Source organism: Streptomyces sp. NPDC015171 (assembly GCF_043079545.1).
GTDB lineage: Bacteria > Actinomycetota > Actinomycetes > Streptomycetales > Streptomycetaceae > Streptomyces.
Genome location: NZ_JBIBUO010000003.1, coordinates 362,720 through 379,551 on the forward strand (window position 1 = coordinate 362,720; position 16,832 = coordinate 379,551).

Sequence of the window (16,832 nt, forward strand, 5' to 3'; positions counted from 1 at the left end):
GGCCCGCGGCGGGGGCGGGTCGCCCGGGGGCGGCTGCACGGGCGACCGTGCGGGCGGGCGCGCGTGCGGGATCCGGCCTCCGCCGGACGGCGCGCGTCAGCCGGCCAGCCGGTCCAGTGCGGTCAGTACGGGCGCGGTGCCGTCCTCGGCCCGGATCCGGGCGCCCAGCGCGGTGGCGCGCTGCCGGTACCCCGGGTCCCGGGTGGCCCGCGCCAGCGCCGAGGACAGCGCGTCCACGGTCAGGCCGCGCAGCGGTACGGAGGCCGGTGCCACGCCCAGGGCGATCAGCCGGCCGGCCCAGAAGCCCGCGTCGAACTGCACCGGGACCGGCACGGCCGGCACCCCGGCGCGCAGCCCCGCCGCCGTCGTGCCCGCGCCCGCGTGGTGCACCACGGCCGCCATCCGCGGGAAGAGCACCGAGTGCGGCACCTCGTCGACGGTCAGCATGTCGTCGCCGTCGGCCGCGAGCCCGCCCCAGCCGCGCTGGATCACCCCGCGCAGCCCCGCCCGCCGCAGTGCCGCCGCCACCCGCGCGCTGAGCCGCCCGGCGTCCGGCACGGTGGCACTGCCCAGTCCGACGAAGACCGGCGGCGGCCCCGCGTCGAGGAACTCCCTTACCGCGGGCGGGAGATGGCCCTCGGTGTCGTACGGCCACCAGTAGCCGCCCACCTCCAGGCCCGCCCGCCAGTCGCCCGGCCGGGGCACCACCAGGGGACTGAAGCCGTGGTGCACGGGCCAGTGCCGCCGCTCGCGTGCCCGGCGCGCGGCACCGGTGCGCTGCCGGGGCAGGCCGAGCCGCTCGCGCACGGCCGGTACGGTCCCGGCGAAGACATGCTCCACGGCCAGGCCCACGCCCTGCCCGGCGAGCCGGTTGACCGGCCGTCCCCAGGCGCCGCCGCCCAGCATCGGCGGGGCGAACTCCCGGGTGGCGGCGAGCGGCTGGAGGTAGACGCCGAGGCTCGGCAGGCGCAGGCCCTCGGCGATGGTGTGCCCGAGCGGGGCCAGGGAGGCGGACAGCAGCAGGACGTCGCCGGCCCGTGCCGCGTCGAGCAGGTCCTCGGTGAGCCGGCCGACCAGCCGCCGCGCCATGTCCACCACGCGCACCAGCTTCCCGGTGCCGCTGGCACTGCGGTGCAGTCCGCGGCCGCGCGGCGACTCCAGTTCGGCCCGCGGATCCACGGGCAGCGCGTGGAACCGCACCCCCGAACCCGCCACCAGCGGCTCGAAGCGGCCGTGTGTGACCAGGGTGACCTCGTGACCGGCCAGGGCGAGCCGGTGCCCGAGCCCGGTGTAGGGGGCGACGTCGCCCCGGGACCCCGCCGTCATGATGGCAACGCGCACGAGGGCCAGTATGGCCGGACCGTGCTCGGTGCGTCCCGGCGAACCGCGTTCTCCGGCCGGTTCACGCCTGTCGCGGACGCCGGTCGACCCGGCGCCGCGCACCCGCGACGGCGACCCCCGACCGCCAGCGGGACCGGCTCCGCCCCCCGGCCCCACTGCCCCCGTTCCTACGCGGCGGCGGCCACTGTCACCAGGACCGCCGCCGCCAGCAGCGCGCACCCCAGCACGGCGCAGGCCAGCAGCCGCCGGCGGAGCGCCCGGTAACGGGACTCGTACGTCAGCCCCAGCTCCTGCGCCCGCTCGGCCGTGCGTCGCCACGAGAGCCGGGCGAGCGCCAGGTACTCGGCCTCGAACTGCCGCTCCACGTCCTCCCGTTGGCTCTCGGTGAGCCAGCCGAGCCGGGTGCTGAGCCGGGCCGCCGCGGTACGGCCCTCCTCCCGGGCGGCGGCCACCATCAGATGGCCCTCGATCTGCTGGACGAGATCCCGCTCGTCGTAGGCGGTCACAGCGCGGTCAGCTCCCGCTCCCGCACCTCGGGGTGGTGCAGGTCGAACGCCGGGGATTCGCTGCGGATCCGCGGCAGGGTGAGGAAGTTGTGCCGCGGGGGCGGGCAGGAGGTCGCCCACTCCAGCGAACGGCCGTACCCCCACGGGTCGTCCACGCCGACCGGCTTGCCGTACTTGGCCGTCTTCCACACGTTGTACAGGAACGGCAGGATCGAAAGACCGAGCAGGAACGAGGAGATCGAAGAGACCGTGTTGAGCGTGGCGAACCCTTCCACCGCCAGGTAGTCCGGGATGCGGCGCTGCATGCCCTCGGCGCCCAGCCAGTGCTGGACCAGGAAGGTGCCGTGGAAGCCGGTGAACAGCGTCCAGAAGGTGATCTTGCCGAGCCGCTCGTCCAGCATCTTGCCCGTCATCTTCGGCCACCAGAAGTGGAAGCCGGAGAACATCGCGAAGACGACCGTACCGAACACCACGTAGTGGAAATGGGCCACCACGAAGTACGAGTCGGAGACGTGGAAGTCGATCGGCGGCGAGGCGAGCATCACGCCGGTCAGACCACCGAAGGTGAAGGTGATGAGGAAACCCGTCACCCACAGCATCGGCGTCTCGAAGGAGAGACTTCCCCGCCACATCGTGCCGATCCAGTTGAAGAACTTCACACCGGTCGGTACCGCGATCAGGAAGGTCATGAAGGAGAAGAACGGCAGCAGTACACCACCGGTGACGTACATGTGGTGGGCCCACACCGTCACGGACAGACCGGCGATCGCGATGGTGGCCGCGATCAGACCCATGTAGCCGAACATCGGCTTACGCGAGAAGACCGGGATGACCTCGGAGATGATGCCGAAGAACGGCAGGGCGATGATGTACACCTCTGGATGGCCGAAGAACCAGAAGAGGTGTTGCCACAGCAGGGCTCCGCCGTTCGCCGCGTCGAACACGTGGGCGCCGAATTTTCGGTCCGCCTCCAGGGCGAACAGCGCGGCGGCCAGGACCGGGAAGGCGAGCAGGACCAGCACGGCGGTCAGCAGCACGTTCCACACGAAGATCGGCATGCGGAACATGGTCATGCCGGGCGCGCGCATGCAGATGATCGTGGTGATGAAGTTGACCGCGCCGAGGATGGTGCCGAAGCCGGAGAAGGCCAGCCCCATGATCCACATGTCGGCGCCGATGCCCGGGCTGCGGACCGCGTCCGAGAGCGGGGAGTAGGCGAACCAGCCGAAGTCGGCCGCACCCTGCGGGGTGAGGAAGCCGCCCACCGCGATCGTCGAGCCGAACAGGTACAGCCAGTAGGCGAACATGTTCAGCCGCGGGAACGCCACATCGGGAGCACCGATCTGCAGCGGCATGATCCAGTTGGCGAAGCCGGCGAACAGCGGCGTCGCGAACATCAGCAGCATGATCGTGCCGTGCATCGTGAACGCCTGGTTGAACTGCTCGTTCGACATGATCTGCAGGCCCGGACGGGCCAGCTCGGCGCGCATGAACAGCGCCATCACACCGCCGATCAGGAAGAACGCGAACGCGGTGACCAGATAGAGCGTTCCGATCGTCTTGTGATCGGTGCTGGTGAGCCAGTGCACGGCCCTGGTGTCTTGGATCCTCTTCACGTCCCGCCTGTGTCCGCTCGCCGCCCGCGCGTCACACTCCCAGGACGCGAGGAGGATCACGGAAGAAGGGTGTGACGATCCGGGGAGTGCCGGACACCAACCGAACATGAGCAACGACGAGACATTCGCCGCTGCCTATCGCGAGCACTACTGGGCGGTCAGCCGCTATGTCGCGAGGCGGCTGCAGGGGCGGCCCGACGAGGTGGAGGAAGTGGTGGCGGAGGTGTTCACGGTCGCCTGGCGGCGCCGGGCCGATCTGCCGGCCGCGCCCCTGCCGTGGCTGTACGGGGTGGCCCGCAACTGCCTGGCGAACGCGGTACGCGGCTACGGGCGCCGGCGCCGGCTGGTGGACCGGCTGGGCAACGACGAGGCGGCACACGGCCGGCACATCGTGGACAGCCCCGACGCGGAGGCCCCCGGCGCCTGGGTGCACGAGGCCCTGGCCCGGCTGTCCCCGCCCGATCAGGAGGTGCTGCGCCTCGCGGCCTGGGAGGAACTCGGCGCCGAGCAGATCGCGGTCGTGCTGGGGTGCGGCGGCCGGGCCGCGGTCATGCGCCTGCACCGGGCCCGGCGCCGCCTGAGAGCCGAGATCGACCGCATGCGGCCCGCTCCGGCAGCCGCAGCCGCAGCCGCAGCCGCAGCCGTGCCCGCCTCCGCCGACGTGACCTCCCGCAAGGACGCCCGACATGGCTGACGAACTCGAACTCCTGCGCCGCGCCGACCCGGTGCCCGCCGACGGCCCCCACTTCGGGGACGGGCCGCTGGACCACCGCGCCGAACACCGGCTGGAGCGGCTGCTGCACGAGGATCCGCCGCGGCGCCGGCTGCGGCTGCTTCCCCCGCTCCCCGGCCGAACCCCGCGCTCCCGGCTGGTCTGGGGCCTCGCCGCCACCGCCGCCGTTCTCGCGGTCGCCGTCAACGCCGTGCTCGGCGGTCCGAACACGCCCCGGGCCGTCGCCGCGCCGCGCCCGCTCTCCGTCCGCGCGCACTCCGCGCCCGTACCGCTGAAGGAGATGGTCGCCCTGGCCGACGCGGCCGCGACCGGCGGGTCACCGGAGCTGCGCAAAGGCACGCACGTGCAGTCGTGGAGCCTCAGCATGAGCGACGGCAAGCGGCCCGTCACCGTCCCCGAGGAGCGCGTGGTGCGCTGGCGGGCGGACGCCACCCACACGGAGGTGGTGGTGGCGACCGATCCGCGCCACCCGGGCCGCCCGGTCCTCACCGACGGGGGCGACGACCCGCACGAGGTGGCGGACGGCCATGTGATCAGCCGGACCACGTACCCGCCGATGTGGAACGACGCTCCGCCCGAGGGGACCCCGCCGCACACCGCCGCCCGGCTACGCGCCTACCTCACCGAGATCGCCCGGCCCCAGGTCGACCGCGGCACGTCCCCGCTGAGCACCGTCGAACTGTTCGACGCCGTCGGGGAACTGCTCGACCACTGGACGCTGGGCGCCCCCGAATCGGCCGCCCTGGTCCGGCTGTTCGCGAAGGCCGAGGGGCTGCGGCCGGCCGGCGAGGTGACCGACCGCCTCGGCCGCCCCGGCCACGCGTACGTGTACGACACCGGGGACGTCCGCCGCATGCTGATCCTGGACCCCAGGACCGGCACCGTCCTCGGTGTGGAGACCACCTTCACCCGGGACCAGCCCCAGTACGGGGTCAGGGCCGGGGCCGTCATGGAGTACAGCGCCTGGATGCGCTGATCACACCCCGAGCTGCCGGGCGGCGGCACCGACGGTCTGCTCCAGCAGCGTGGCGATCGTCATCGGGCCGACACCGCCCGGCACCGGGGTGATCAGGGCGGCCCGCTCCACGGCCGTGTCGAAGTCGACGTCGCCGACGTTCCCCGGGTTGTAGCCGGCGTCGATCACGACCGCGCCGGGCTTGATGTCCTGGCCCCGGATCAGCCGCGGCCGGCCGACCGCGGCGACGACGATGTCGGCCTCGCGGACCGCCGCCGACAGGTCCGCGGTGCGCGAGTGGCAGTACGTCACGGTCGCGTCCCGGGCCAGCAGGAGCATGCCCACCGGCTTGCCGAGGATCGCGCTGCGGCCCACCACCACGGCCCGCTTCCCGGACGGGTCGACGCCGTACTCGTCGAGCAGCCGCAGGATGCCGCCGGGCGTGCAGGAGACGAAGCCGGGCAGCCCGAAGCTCATCGTGGCGAACGAGGCGAAGGTGACGCCGTCCACGTCCTTCTCCGGCGCGATCGCCTCGAACGCGGCCCGCTCGTCGATGTGGCCGCCCACCGGGTGCTGGAGCAGGATGCCGTGCACGCCGGGGTCGGCCGACAACTCCCGCAGCGTGCCGACGAGTCCGTCGGTCGTGACGGCGGCGGGCAGGGCGACGTGCCGGGACTCGATACCGGCCTTGCGGCAGCGGTTCTGCTTCATCCGGACGTACGTCTCGGAGGCCGGGTCCTCGCCGACCAGCACCGTCGCGAGACACGGCGCGGTACCGGTCCGCTCGGTGAGGGCGGCGGCCCGCCGCGTGGTGTCCTCGACGATGCGCCGCGCGAGCGCGGTGCCGTCCATCAGCCGGGCCTGGGTCATGCTGCACACTCCTGAGCTGGATCGACTCTCCTCGCCCAGGCGCGCGGCAATGACCAGGGACCGCTCCCCGGTGGTACTCCACCTCAGCGCCAGTCACGGCCCGCGTACAGCGTAACCGAGCACGCGTACGACTCCCGGCCCCCGCCCCCCTGCCGTGTCCCTCACCGGGACCGCGTCCGCCGCCCCCGCACCGCCCGCACCGGCACCGCCCGGGGCGGCGCCGGGCGCGCGCCCAGGCGTGCGGCCCGCAGCAGCGACCGGATCAGTGCGACGGACACCCGCCGCCGCGCGGCCACCGCCGCCGGCCGGCGCGTACGGGCCCGGGCCAGTCCGGCCCGGGCCGAGAAGGTCCAGGTCAGCCGTGAGCTGACCTGGACCCGCGCGACTCTCCTCCCGGCGCCCGCCATGCCGGCCCTGTCCCTACTCGTCCCAGGCCTGGATGATGAGCTGATCGGTGATCTTGCCGTCCCGCAGGGTGACCATGGACTCGGCGAGGACCCGGGTGCCGTCCTCGTACTCGCAGGACTCGCTGTAGGCGGCGTGATCGCCCTGGATGACGCACTGCTCCAGCCGGTGCGTCATGTCGCGGGTGTAGATGTCGTCCAGCAACTCGGCGATCTGGACCCTGCCGTGCAGGACCGTCGGGTGACTCGGCTGGTTGTTCCGGTCGACGATACGGATCTCCGCGTCGTCCGCGTAGAGCGACAGCAGGGTGTTGCCGGTGTTCCCCTCGATGCCCCGGCGCAGTGTCTCGGTGTCGAATACGGACCCCGTCGCGGTGCCCATGATGACCTCCTTCAGGTGCCCGCGACCCGTCGGGGAGCGGGCCGCACGGGCCCCTCTCCGAGCCTCCTCCGCCCCGGCGGCCACGGCAAGCCCGGCCGCCCGGCTCCGCCTCACGGGTGAGCGCGGCCCGCCGCCCGTGTCCGGCCGGGGCCCGCCGCCGTTGCTGAGGACATGATCTCAACACGACGTATCGTCGCCGCCGTCGGTCTCGCCGCCGGCGTCACCGGTCTCGCCGCGCCACTGGCGAACGCGGCCGAGGCGAGCGCACCGGACACCGGGCGGCTCAGCCCCATGGCCGCGGTCGACTCGCTCGCCGTCACCGGCATCCCGGAGCAGTACCAGGGCCAGATCCCGCGGGTCTCCGAGCAGGCCCGCGCGTTGAACCAGGCGAACCAGCTGTGGCAGGTCGCCGCCCCGGCCGAGCCGGTGCTCGGCCTGCTGCCCGCCGTCCAGGGCTGATCCGCCCCGCGCGTCCGAGGGCCGCCCCGCGAGGAGCGGCCCTCACCGCCGCGCCCCCGCACACGGGCCCGTCACACGGGGCCGGCCCCGGCCCGCAGGGCGGGCCAGTCCCGGTCCAGGGCGTAGGCCGCCGCCGGGCCGTCCGGGAGGCAGTCCGCGAGCAGCCGGGTGAGCCGGTCCCCGGGGCCCAGTTCCAGCCACGTACGCACCCCCTCGCGGTGCATCCGGCCGACCGCGTCCGCGAACCGCAGCGGCCCGCGCCCCACCCAGAACTCCGGCTCGGCGGTCTCGCCGGCCACCGGCCGCGCGGTCACGTCGGAGACCAGCGGGAGGCGCGGGGCACGCGGGTGGAGCGTGGCGAGCGTACGGCCGTACGCGGCGACGACCCCGGCCGGGCCGCCGGAGTGCGGCGCCGGCCCGCCGCGGCCGCCCAGCAGCCGGGCCAGGGTGCCGACCGCGTGGCACGCCTCGGCCGGCGAGAACACCCCGGCGGCGTAAGCGGCGGCCATCCGCCCGGCCGCCTGCCCGAACACCACGTCCGGCCGCACACCCCAGCTGCCCAGCAGCCGGTACTGCGCCACCTGGAGCGCGAACACCGCCGGCCCGGCGAACGGAGCCCGGTCGAGCAGCGCCGCCGTACGCGACCCGCCGGCCGCGAACAGCACGCTGCGCAGGGGGAGTTCGAGATACGGATCGAGACGGGCGCACAGGTCCTCCAGCGCCTCGGCGAACACGGGGAAGGCGGTCTGCAGGTCCCGGGCCGCCCCCGGCCGCGACGGGGCACCGGCCGAGAACAGAAAAGCGGTACGTCCCTTGCTGCCGTCAGGGAGCATGGCTCCATTGAGGCACGCCGGGGCGGGGCGCAGACACCAGCCGATGCCCCGCAGCCCGCAAAAAGATTGCCATCATGGAATGGCGCCGACCGCTCGTCTCGCCGAGTGGCGGAAAGATCCACGATCATCCTCGTGGTCCGGCCCGCCACCGATCGGTCGCGCGTAGGGTCGGCGGCGAAGGCAATCGAGGAAGGGACCTGACCATGGCGCAGCAAGTACGCGGCGTGATCGCACCGGGCAAGGACGAGCCCGTACGGATCGAGACGATCGTGGTGCCGGACCCGGGACCCGGCGAAGCCGTCGTACGCGTCCAGGCCTGCGGCGTCTGCCACACCGATCTGCACTACAAGCAGGGCGGCATCTCGGACGACTTCCCCTTCCTGCTCGGCCATGAGGCCGCCGGTGTCGTGGAGTCGGTCGGCGAGGACGTCACCGGCCTCGCCCCCGGCGATTTCGTGATCCTCAACTGGCGTGCGGTGTGCGGCCGGTGCCGGGCCTGTCTGCGCGGCCGGCCCTGGTACTGCTTCGACACCCACAACGCGCGGCAGAAGATGACCCTCACCGACGGCACCGAACTCTCCCCGGCCCTCGGTATCGGCGCCTTCGCCGAGAAGACGCTGGTGGCGGCCGGCCAGTGCACCAAGGTCGACCCCGCCGTCTCCCCGGCCGTCGCGGGCCTCCTCGGCTGCGGGGTGATGGCGGGCATCGGCGCCGCGCTCAACACCGGCAGCGTCGGCCGCGGCGACTCCGTCGCCGTCATCGGCTGCGGCGGGGTCGGCGACGCGGCCGTCGCGGGCTCGCACCTGGCCGGCGCGGCGACGATCATCGCCGTGGACATCGACGACCGCAAGCTGGCCAAGGCCCGCACCCTGGGCGCCACCCACACCGTCAACTCCAAGGAGACCGACCCGGTCGCCGCGATCCGCGAGCTGACCGGCGGCTTCGGCGCCGACGTCGTCATCGACGCCGTCGGCCGCCCCGAGACCTACCAGCAGGCCTTCTACGCCCGCGACCTCGCCGGCACCGTCGTCCTCGTCGGCGTCCCCACCCCCGAGATGAAGCTCGAACTGCCCCTGCTGGACGTCTTCGGCCGCGGCGGCGCCCTGAAGTCCAGCTGGTACGGCGACTGCCTGCCGAGCCGCGACTTCCCCATGCTCGTCGACCTGCACCTGCAGGGCCGCCTGCCGCTCGACGCGTTCGTCACCGAGACCATCGCACTCGACCAGGTGGAGCAGGCCTTCGAGCGGATGCACCACGGTGACGTGCTGCGTTCGGTGGTGGTGTTCTGATGACCGTACGCATTGAACGCCTCGTCACCTCCGGGCAGTTCAGCCTCGACGGCGGCACCTGGGACGTGGAGAACAACGTGTGGATCGTCGGCGACGAACGGGAGGTGATCGTCATCGACGCCGCGCACGACGCCGAGGCCATCGCCCGCGCCGTCGACGACCGGCGCCTCAGCGCCATCGTGTGCACCCACGCCCACAACGACCACGTCAACGCCGCACCGGCCCTCGCCGACCTCACCGGCGCCACCATCTGGCTGCACCCCGACGACCTTCCGCTGTGGCGGCAGACCCACCCGCACCGCGACCCCGACCGGCATCTCCTCGACGGTCAGGTCCTCGAAGCCGCCGGCACCGACCTCACCGTCCTGCACACCCCCGGCCACGCCCCGGGCGCCGTCTGCCTGTACGACCCCGCCCTCGCCACCGTCTTCACCGGCGACACCCTCTTCCAGGGCGGCCCCGGAGCCACCGGACGCTCCTACTCCCACTTCCCGACCATCATCGACTCCATCCGCGACCGGCTCCTCACCCTCCCGCCGGAGACCAAGGTCCTCACCGGTCACGGCGACCCCACGACCATCGGCAGCGAGGCCCCCCATCTGGAGGAGTGGCTGGCCCGCGGCCACTGACCCCGGCCGACACGCGCCCCCGCGCGCGAAAGCAGACAGAAGATGTCCGGCTTCCCGGTGACAGTGGACACGAGGACCACGCGCACCATGGGAGGCAGGACATGTCAGGACCGCTGGACGGCAAGGTGGCGCTGGTCGCCGGAGCGACCCGGGGAGCCGGACGGGGCATCGCCGTCGAACTCGGCGCGGCCGGCGCCACCGTCTACGCCACCGGCCGCAGCACCCGCGCCCGCCGCTCCGAGTACGACCGCCCCGAGACCATCGAGGACACCGCGGACCTGGTCACCGCGGCCGGCGGCCAGGGCATCGCCGTACCCGCCGACCACCTGGACCCGTCCGCCGTCCGGGACCTGGTGGACCGGATCGCGGACGAGCAGGGCCGCCTCGACGTCCTCGTCAACGACATCTGGGGCGGCGAGAAGCTCTTCGCGTGGGACACCCCGTGTGGGAGCACGACCTCGACAACGGGCTCCGGCTGCTCCGCCTCGCGGTCGAGACACACGCCGTCACCAGCCACCACGCCCTGCCGCTGCTGCTGCGCCGGCCCGGCGGCCTGGTCGTCGAGGTCACCGACGGCACCGCCGACTACAACCGCGACCACTACCGCGTGAACTTCTTCTACGACCTCGCCAAGGCGTCGGTGCTGCGCATGGCCTTCGCCCTCGGCCACGAGCTGGGCCCGCGCGGCGCCACGGCGGTGGCACTGACGCCCGGCTGGATGCGCTCGGAACTGATGCTCGACGCCTACGGCGTGCAGGAGGAGAACTGGCCGGACGCCCTGCGGCGGGAACCGCACTTCGCCATCTCCGAGACCCCGCGCTTCACCGGCCGTGCCGTCGCCGCGCTCGCCGCCGACCCCGGCGTGGCCCGGTTCAACGGCCGCTCCCTGACCAGCGGCGGCCTCGCCCGGGAGTACGGCTTCACCGACCTCGACGGCAGCCGCCCGGACGCCTGGCGGTACCTGGTGGAGGTGCAGGACGCGGGCAGGCCGGCGGACGTCACCGGCTACCGGTGAAAGCGGGCCCCGGACCGGTGAAAAGGCGCCCGCGGGGCCGTACCGTCGGCCCATGACCGATCCGAACCGCTTCGCAGGACACGCAGTTCTCGTCACGGGCGCCGCCCGCGGTATCGGTGCCGCCGTCGCCCGGCGGCTCGCCGAGGAGGGCGCCCGGGTCCTGCTGACCGACCGGGACCTGCCCGAGGCCGAGCGGACGGCCGCCGGACTGCGCGGACAGGGCCGCACCGCCGAGGCGTTCGCCTGCGACGTGGCCGACCGCGCCTCCGTCGAGGCGGCCGTCGCCCACGCCGTCGCCACGTTCGGCTCGCTGGACGTGCTGGTCAACAGCGCCGCCCACTGCAGCCCGGACGCCCCGCTCTTCGAGGACGACCCCGACGAGGTCTGGGCACGCGACCTGGACGTCACCCTCACCGGCGCGCACCGCTGCTGCCGCGCCGCGCTGCCGCACCTCGCCGCCTCCGGACGCGGGGCGATCGTGAGCATCGGATCCGTCAACGGCCTGCAGGACTTCGGCAACCACGCCTACAGCGCCGCCAAGGCCGGCCTCGGCTCGCTCACCCGGACCCTCGCCGGGCACGCGGCGGCCCGGGGCGTCCGGGTCAACCTGGTGGTGCCGGGCACGGTCCGCACCAGCGCGTGGGAGGGGCGCGAGGACGAACTCGACGCCGTCCGCGCCCTGTACCCGCTCGGCCGGGTCGGCGAACCGGCGGACATCGCCGCCGCCGTCGCCTTCCTCGCCTCGCGCGACGCCGCCTGGATCACCGGGACCACCCTCGTCGTCGACGGCGGTCTCACCGCGGTCAACACCGGCTTCCACGCGGCCCTGCGGCGCCCCTGAGGCAGCTCAGCCCGCAGCCGTCGCCAGCACCTTCAGCACCCGCTCGGTGTCGGCCTCGGTGGTGCGCCAGTTGCTGAAGGCGGCACGCAGCCCGGGCACCCCGCCGTACACCGTCGGCGTCACGTACGCCTCCCCGGACGCGGCGACCGCCCGGGCCAGCTCCGCCACCCGCTCCTCGGTCGGGTCCGCGGCGAGGGTGAAACAGACCACGTTGAGGCGGACCGGGGCCAGCAGGCGCAGACCCGGCAGCGCGTCGACGCCGGCGCCGAGCCGGCGGGCCAGGGCCACGTTGCGCTCCACGATCTCCCGGTGCCCCGCCCGCCCGTAGGCCACCAGCGAGAACCAGGCAGGCAGGGCCCGCAGCCGGCGCGAGTTCTCCGGGGTCAGATGCAGGAAGTCGGGCTCGGCGCCCGGCCCGCCCAGATACGCCGAGTCGTTGTGGAACACCGCCACCTGCAGATCGCGGCGCCGGGTGAACTGCACGGCCGCGTCATAGGGCACGTTGAGCCACTTGTGCAGGTCCACGCAGACCGAGTCGGCCGCGTCGAGGCCGTCGACCAGCGCCGCGTGGCCGGGGGAGAGCGCGGCGAAGGCGCCGAACGCCGCGTCCACGTGCAGCCAGAAGTCGTACCGCTCCTTCAGCGCGGCGATCGCCCGCAGATCGTCGAAGTCGACGGTGTTCACGGTGCCCGCGTTCGCGACCACGATCACCGGCCGGCCGCCGGCCCCGGCCAGCGCCGCCTCCAGCGCCCGCACGTCGACGGCCTCCCGGTTCCCGGGCAGCAGCGGCACCTTCCGCAGCCGGTCCCGGCCCAGACCGAGCACCGACATCGCCTTGCCGATGCTGGAGTGCGGGCTGCCGGAGAGCACGTCGAGCGGGCCGAGCGCGGCGGCGCCCGCCCGGGACACGTCCACGCCCAGCCGCTCCCCGGCCCACTCCCGCCCGATGGCGAGCCCGACCGTGTTGGACATCGTCGCGCCCGTCACGAACGCCCCGCTGTGCGCCTCGCCGAGACCGAACAGCTCGCGCAGCCAGACCACGGTCTCCCGCTCCAGGTCCTGCGCCCAGGAGCCGCTCGCGCCGGCCAGGTTCTGGTCGAACGCGGACGTCAGCCAGTCCCCGGCGACGGACGCGGGCGTCGCGCCGCCGGTGACGAAGCCGAGGTAGCGGGGGCCCGCCGAGCCGGAGAAGCCCGGTGCCCACCGGTCGGCGAAGCGGGCGAGCGCGCCCTCGCCGCCCGTGCCCGCCTCCGGCAGCGGTTCCGGCCCCGGCAGCGCGCCCGGGGCGGCGACCGTCCGCTCGGCAAGCCCCGCCACCTCCCGGGCGGCGAGGTCACGGGCGGCCTGGAGCAGTTCGGGGAGCCGGGCGAGATCACCGGCGAGCGTACGGTCCATGCGCGGCAGCGTAGACCGGGGTCCCAAGCCCCCGCCCGGTCCACGTCACGGTCCGTGGACCGGACAATCCGCACCGCCCGGCCGCGCGGCGGACCGGCCGCCCGCCCGGACGCGCCCGCACCTGGACGCCGACCCCGGGCGTTTGGGTCACTTCGGGCATGTTGTACGGTCTGGACTTCACCGTTTCGTCACAACCTGACCGGAAACACAACCATGCCCTGCCCCGCCGGGTCTAGTAGTCCGAGAACGCGGGAATCGCGCTGGAAGGACCCGGAGGGGTCCGGGCGAAACACCGTCCGACCGGACATCGGGGAAGGGGAAGAAGCCACCATGGGGGGCATACGCATACGAGGCGTCGTCGCGCTGGGCGTCACGGGACTGGTGGCGCCGCTCGCGCTCGCCTTCACCGCGACACCGGCCCAGGCCGCGAGCTGCACCGCACAGACGGGGCCGTACCAGAAGCAGGTCGAGAAGTTCCTGGGCCGGCCGGTCGACGGCAAGCAGTCCGCCGCCGACTGCAAGGCCGTCCAGGCCTTCCAGAACAAGCACGGCATCACGCCCAACATCGGCTACGCCGGCCCCGTCACCTGGGGCGTGATGGATCTGATGAACAAGCAGAAGGCCGTCGGGAACAAGCCGAACAAGGACGGCAAGTGCCCGGTGAACAAGGGCCGCATCGCCTGTGTGAACCTCACCCTCCAGCTGAGCTGGATCCAGGACGGCAGCAGGCTGGTCTACGGGCCCGTGCCGGTGCGCACCGGACGCGACGGCTACGAGACCCGCACCGGCCTGAAGAAGGTCTACTGGCGTGACATCGACCACGTCTCGGACCTCTACGACGTGCCGATGCCCTACAGCCAGTTCTTCGACGGCGGCCAGGCCTTCCACTCGGTGGGCCTGAGCATGTGGAACCCGCCGGGTTCGCACGGCTGCGTCAACATGACCACCAAGGACGCCAAGAAGTACTGGTCGCTGCTGAAGAACGGCGACGACGTCTTCGTCTACGGCCGCAAGCCCGGCACCTGAGCCGGGAGCCGTCCCGCTAGGCGCCGGGGGCGTCCCCGAAGTCCGGGACCGCCAGCCGCGCCCCGCCCTGCCGCGCCGACTCGTGCGCGATGATGCCCGGCAGGGTGTAGCGGGCGGCCACCCACGCGTTCACCGGCGGCAGTGTGCGGGTGGCCACGGCGGTGACGAAGTCGTCCGCCAGGAAGTGGTGGCTGCCCTCGTGGCCGTTGTGCAGACGGTCGAACTCCCGGGGCAGCCGCGACCGGTCGTGCACCGGCGCCGAGCCCGAGGTGAAGGCCGCCCGCAGCTCCGGCGCGATGTGCGCGAGCGAGGGGTCGTCGGGCGCGAGCGTCTGCTTGGGCTCCAGCAGCTCGCTGATGTCCTTGACCCCGTGCTTGTCCTGCCACAGCGCCACCGTCGCCAGCTGTTCCATGCTGGCCTCCGTCCCGAAGAACCGGAACCGGGACTCACGGATGTGCGAGGGGTAGCCGACCCGGCGGAACTCGTTCGTACGGAACGACCCGCCGCCCGCCACCTCGAACAGCGCGGTCGCGTTCGACATGTCGTTGTCGAACTGGCTGACCGAACGGTCGAAGACGCCGTCGTCCCGCTCGTCGCGCACACCGATCGCCGACACGCTCACCGCGTGGGTCCGCCACGCCCCGAGCACCCCGCCCACCGAGTGCGTCGGGTACAGCAGCGGGGGATAGCTGGCGGTCGCCTTCCAGTTCTCGCCGCCGCTGTACCGGTAGGCGTCGTAGAACCCGAGGTCCATGTCGTGCACGTAGTCGCCCTCGGCGTGGAACAGCCGGCCGAAGGCGCCTTCGGCGATCTGGTTGCGCGCGTGCACGGTCGCCGGGTTGTAGTGGCTGGTCTCGCCCATCATGTACGTCAGCCCGGTGGCCCGGACCGCCTCGATGATCGCGGCGATCTCCTCGGCGGTGACCGCCATGGGGACGGCCGAGTACACGTGCTTGCCCGCGTTCAGGCCCCGCAGGACCAGCGGGCCGTGGGTCCAGCGCTGGGTGAAGACCGCGACCGCGTCGACGGCGGGCGACTCCAGCATCGCCTCGTACGACGGGAAGGTGCCCGCGAGGCCCTGCGCGGCGGCGAGCCGCTCGGCCCGTTCGGGCAGCAGGTCCGTGACGTGGACGGCACGGACTCCGGGGTGGGCCTGGAAGAGCGCGGCGAACTGTCCGGCGAACTGTCCGGCGCCGACGATACCGAGGGAGAAGGTCATGCGGATTACTTTCGCGACGGAATAATTATGCCGTCAAGAGGTGCGCGCGGATCGCTCTACAGGTCCCCTACGGTCTCTCCCGGCCACTATGCTGCCCCTGTTACTTCTGAGCCGGAAGAAATGAAGCGAACAGACCGAACCGGAGAAGAGGAGGGGTCGGCTTCCATGACCAGCTGGCTGCCGCTCAGCCCCGCGGAGCGCTCGGTGGCGCTCGACGTGCTCGTGCACGGCCCGCTGTCCCGTACCGAGCTGGCCCGCCGGCTGCACCTCTCCCAGGGCAGCCTCACCCGCCTGACCAAGCCCCTCATCGAGTCCGGGCTGCTGGTGGAGGCGCCCGAGCCGGGCGGGCCGGGCGGGAGCCGCCAGGGGCGCCCCTCGCGACCGCTCGACATCGTCGCCGGGTCCCGCTCCTTTCTCGGCTTCAAGATCACCGCCGATGCGGTCCACGGTGTCGCCACCACCCTGCGCAGCGTGGTCACCGACCGGCTGGAGTGCCCGCTGACCACGCGTGAACCGGACGCCGTGGCCGCTCTGGTGGCGCGGATGGCCGCCGAACTCGCCGCGGGCCGCCCGGCGCCGGCGGGCATCGGCATCGGCGTGGGCGGGCGGGTGCGGGAGCGTGCCGTGGTCGGCGAGTCGGCCTTCCTGGGGTGGCGGGACGTGCCGCTGGGCGCGCTCGTCCGGGACCGCACCGGGCTGCCGGTCGTGGTGGAGAACGACGTGGCCGCCCTGGTGGAGGCCGAGACCTGGTTCGGCGCCGGCCGCGGACTCGACCGCTTCGCCGTGCTGACCATCGGCGCCGGCATCGGCTACGGGCTGGTGCTCGGCGGCAGGCGGGTCCCCTACGAGGAGGAGGACCGCGGTTTCGGCCGGTACTGGATCATCGACCCGTACGGCCCACTCACCCCCGAGGGTGCCCGCGGCAGCGCGGTGTCCTTGCTCACCATCCCCAGCATCCGCCGCCAGATCCGGGCCGCCACCGGCCGGGACGCCGGCTACGAGGAGATCCTCGTGGCCGCCGCCGCGGGCGAGCCCGCGGCCTTCCGGGTGATCGACGAGGCCGCCCGGGCGCTGGGCACCCTCGTCGCGCAGATCGCCAACTTCGCGATGCCGCAGAAGATCCTGCTCGCCGGGGAGGGCGTCGGCCTGATGGATGTGGCAGGGAACACGGTCCGCGACACCGTCCGCGCCCACCGGCACCCGCTGGCCGCCCCGGTGGACCTGGAGACGAAGGTGTCCGACTTCCACGACTGGGCGCGCGGCGCCGCCGTACTGGCCATCCAGGTACTGGTGCTCGGCCTGGGCGAGGAGTGAACTCC

Annotated in this window: 16 protein-coding genes, 1 pseudogene and 1 riboswitch; of the genes and pseudogenes, 9 read left to right on the plus strand and 8 right to left on the minus strand. The window is 73.4% G+C overall.

The window, feature by feature from the left end:
• Window positions 1–96 precede the first annotated feature (96 nt).
• The 3 genes from ACF073_RS09825 to ctaD form a co-directional block, all read right to left on the minus strand.
• The gene (locus ACF073_RS09825; protein WP_392068909.1) at window positions 97–1,326 is read right to left on the minus strand and encodes a glycosyltransferase; all 1,230 of its coding nucleotides are present in this window, start codon (window positions 1,324–1,326) and stop codon (window positions 97–99) included.
• Between the two features lie 182 nt (window positions 1,327–1,508).
• Window positions 1,509–1,847: a hypothetical protein gene (locus tag ACF073_RS09830; RefSeq protein WP_392068099.1), complete on the minus strand. Its 339-nt coding sequence runs from the start codon at window positions 1,845–1,847 to the stop codon at window positions 1,509–1,511.
• Window positions 1,844–3,463 (minus strand): cytochrome c oxidase subunit I, encoded by a 1,620-nt coding sequence (gene ctaD / locus ACF073_RS09835; RefSeq protein WP_392068101.1) that lies wholly within the window; start codon window positions 3,461–3,463, stop codon window positions 1,844–1,846. The genes ACF073_RS09830 and ctaD overlap by 4 nt, the downstream gene beginning before the upstream one ends.
• 106 nt (window positions 3,464–3,569) lie before the next feature.
• Here ctaD and ACF073_RS09840 point away from each other — a divergent pair, with 106 nt between their 5' ends.
• A complete protein-coding gene (locus ACF073_RS09840; protein ID WP_392068104.1) occupies window positions 3,570–4,157 on the plus strand; it encodes an RNA polymerase sigma factor in 588 nt (195 codons plus the stop codon).
• Window positions 4,150–5,172, plus strand: a complete 1,023-nt coding sequence (locus tag ACF073_RS09845; RefSeq protein WP_392068106.1) for a CU044_5270 family protein — start codon at window positions 4,150–4,152, stop codon at window positions 5,170–5,172. The genes ACF073_RS09840 and ACF073_RS09845 overlap by 8 nt, the downstream gene beginning before the upstream one ends.
• On the opposite strand, the gene ACF073_RS09850 is transcribed toward ACF073_RS09845, so the two are convergent.
• Window positions 5,173–6,021 (minus strand): bifunctional 5,10-methylenetetrahydrofolate dehydrogenase/5,10-methenyltetrahydrofolate cyclohydrolase, encoded by an 849-nt coding sequence (locus tag ACF073_RS09850; protein ID WP_392068109.1) that lies wholly within the window; start codon window positions 6,019–6,021, stop codon window positions 5,173–5,175.
• 26 nt (window positions 6,022–6,047) lie between these two features.
• A riboswitch (ZMP/ZTP riboswitch) is annotated at window positions 6,048–6,128 on the minus strand.
• A 313-nt stretch (window positions 6,129–6,441) separates the two neighbouring features.
• A complete protein-coding gene (locus ACF073_RS09855) occupies window positions 6,442–6,807 on the minus strand; it encodes a nuclear transport factor 2 family protein (protein ID WP_392068111.1) in 366 nt (121 codons plus the stop codon).
• A 171-nt stretch (window positions 6,808–6,978) separates the two neighbouring features.
• On the opposite strand from ACF073_RS09855, the gene ACF073_RS09860 reads away from it, so the two are divergent.
• Complete coding sequence (locus ACF073_RS09860) at window positions 6,979–7,266, plus strand: hypothetical protein (protein WP_392068113.1); 288 nt, start codon at window positions 6,979–6,981, stop codon at window positions 7,264–7,266.
• 71 nt (window positions 7,267–7,337) lie between these two features.
• On the opposite strand, the gene ACF073_RS09865 is transcribed toward ACF073_RS09860, so the two are convergent.
• Window positions 7,338–8,099 carry an acyltransferase domain-containing protein gene (locus tag ACF073_RS09865; protein ID WP_392068115.1) on the minus strand — a complete coding sequence of 254 codons (762 nt, stop codon included), beginning with the start codon at window positions 8,097–8,099 and terminating at the stop codon, window positions 7,338–7,340.
• A gap of 203 nt (window positions 8,100–8,302) precedes the next feature.
• Between ACF073_RS09865 and ACF073_RS09870 the strand changes: the two genes are divergently transcribed.
• The 4 genes and pseudogenes from ACF073_RS09870 to ACF073_RS09885 all read left to right on the plus strand — a co-directional run bounded on the left by ACF073_RS09870 (window position 8,303) and on the right by ACF073_RS09885 (window position 11,873).
• Window positions 8,303–9,388 (plus strand): S-(hydroxymethyl)mycothiol dehydrogenase, encoded by a 1,086-nt coding sequence (locus ACF073_RS09870; RefSeq protein WP_392068118.1) that lies wholly within the window; start codon window positions 8,303–8,305, stop codon window positions 9,386–9,388.
• On the plus strand, window positions 9,388–10,017 hold the full coding sequence (locus tag ACF073_RS09875) for an MBL fold metallo-hydrolase (RefSeq protein WP_392068120.1): 630 nt from the start codon (window positions 9,388–9,390) through the stop codon (window positions 10,015–10,017). The genes ACF073_RS09870 and ACF073_RS09875 overlap by 1 nt, the downstream gene beginning before the upstream one ends.
• Before the next feature lie 101 nt (window positions 10,018–10,118).
• Window positions 10,119–11,032, plus strand: a pseudogene (locus tag ACF073_RS09880) (SDR family oxidoreductase).
• A gap of 52 nt (window positions 11,033–11,084) precedes the next feature.
• Window positions 11,085–11,873, plus strand: coding sequence for an SDR family NAD(P)-dependent oxidoreductase (locus ACF073_RS09885; RefSeq protein ID WP_392068122.1), 789 nt, complete (start codon window positions 11,085–11,087; stop codon window positions 11,871–11,873).
• Between the two features lie 6 nt (window positions 11,874–11,879).
• On the opposite strand, the gene ACF073_RS09890 is transcribed toward ACF073_RS09885, so the two are convergent.
• A complete protein-coding gene (locus ACF073_RS09890; protein ID WP_392068125.1) occupies window positions 11,880–13,268 on the minus strand; it encodes a pyridoxal phosphate-dependent decarboxylase family protein in 1,389 nt (462 codons plus the stop codon).
• Window positions 13,269–13,598: 330 nt separating this feature from the next.
• On the opposite strand from ACF073_RS09890, the gene ACF073_RS09895 reads away from it, so the two are divergent.
• A complete protein-coding gene (locus tag ACF073_RS09895) occupies window positions 13,599–14,294 on the plus strand; it encodes a L,D-transpeptidase family protein (protein WP_392068127.1) in 696 nt (231 codons plus the stop codon).
• A gap of 16 nt (window positions 14,295–14,310) precedes the next feature.
• Here ACF073_RS09895 and ACF073_RS09900 read toward each other — a convergent pair whose 3' ends face one another.
• A complete protein-coding gene (locus ACF073_RS09900; RefSeq protein ID WP_392068129.1) occupies window positions 14,311–15,513 on the minus strand; it encodes a Gfo/Idh/MocA family protein in 1,203 nt (400 codons plus the stop codon).
• Between the two features lie 165 nt (window positions 15,514–15,678).
• Here ACF073_RS09900 and ACF073_RS09905 point away from each other — a divergent pair, with 165 nt between their 5' ends.
• The gene (locus ACF073_RS09905) at window positions 15,679–16,827 is read left to right on the plus strand and encodes an ROK family protein (protein ID WP_392068131.1); all 1,149 of its coding nucleotides are present in this window, start codon (window positions 15,679–15,681) and stop codon (window positions 16,825–16,827) included.
• Window positions 16,828–16,832: the final 5 nt, after the last annotated feature.

Bases quoted from the DNA above. Each gene is read 5' to 3' on its own strand.
- ACF073_RS09840 (WP_392068104.1), top strand. From the start codon at position 3,570: ATGAGCAACGACGAGACATTCGCCGCTGCCTATCGCGAGCACTACTGG.
- ACF073_RS09900 (WP_392068129.1), bottom strand. From the start codon at position 15,513: ATGACCTTCTCCCTCGGTATCGTCGGCGCCGGACAGTTCGCCGGACAG.
- ACF073_RS09845 (WP_392068106.1), top strand. From the start codon at position 4,150: ATGGCTGACGAACTCGAACTCCTGCGCCGCGCCGACCCGGTGCCCGCC.
- ACF073_RS09825 (WP_392068909.1), bottom strand. From the start codon at position 1,326: ATGACGGCGGGGTCCCGGGGCGACGTCGCCCCCTACACCGGGCTCGGG.
- ACF073_RS09865 (WP_392068115.1), bottom strand. From the start codon at position 8,099: ATGCTCCCTGACGGCAGCAAGGGACGTACCGCTTTTCTGTTCTCGGCC.
- ACF073_RS09855 (WP_392068111.1), bottom strand. From the start codon at position 6,807: ATGGGCACCGCGACGGGGTCCGTATTCGACACCGAGACACTGCGCCGG.
- ACF073_RS09850 (WP_392068109.1), bottom strand. From the start codon at position 6,021: ATGACCCAGGCCCGGCTGATGGACGGCACCGCGCTCGCGCGGCGCATC.
- ACF073_RS09895 (WP_392068127.1), top strand. From the start codon at position 13,599: ATGGGGGGCATACGCATACGAGGCGTCGTCGCGCTGGGCGTCACGGGA.
- ACF073_RS09870 (WP_392068118.1), top strand. From the start codon at position 8,303: ATGGCGCAGCAAGTACGCGGCGTGATCGCACCGGGCAAGGACGAGCCC.
- ACF073_RS09875 (WP_392068120.1), top strand. From the start codon at position 9,388: ATGACCGTACGCATTGAACGCCTCGTCACCTCCGGGCAGTTCAGCCTC.
- ACF073_RS09885 (WP_392068122.1), top strand. From the start codon at position 11,085: ATGACCGATCCGAACCGCTTCGCAGGACACGCAGTTCTCGTCACGGGC.
- ACF073_RS09860 (WP_392068113.1), top strand. From the start codon at position 6,979: ATGATCTCAACACGACGTATCGTCGCCGCCGTCGGTCTCGCCGCCGGC.
- ACF073_RS09905 (WP_392068131.1), top strand. From the start codon at position 15,679: ATGACCAGCTGGCTGCCGCTCAGCCCCGCGGAGCGCTCGGTGGCGCTC.
- ACF073_RS09890 (WP_392068125.1), bottom strand. From the start codon at position 13,268: ATGGACCGTACGCTCGCCGGTGATCTCGCCCGGCTCCCCGAACTGCTC.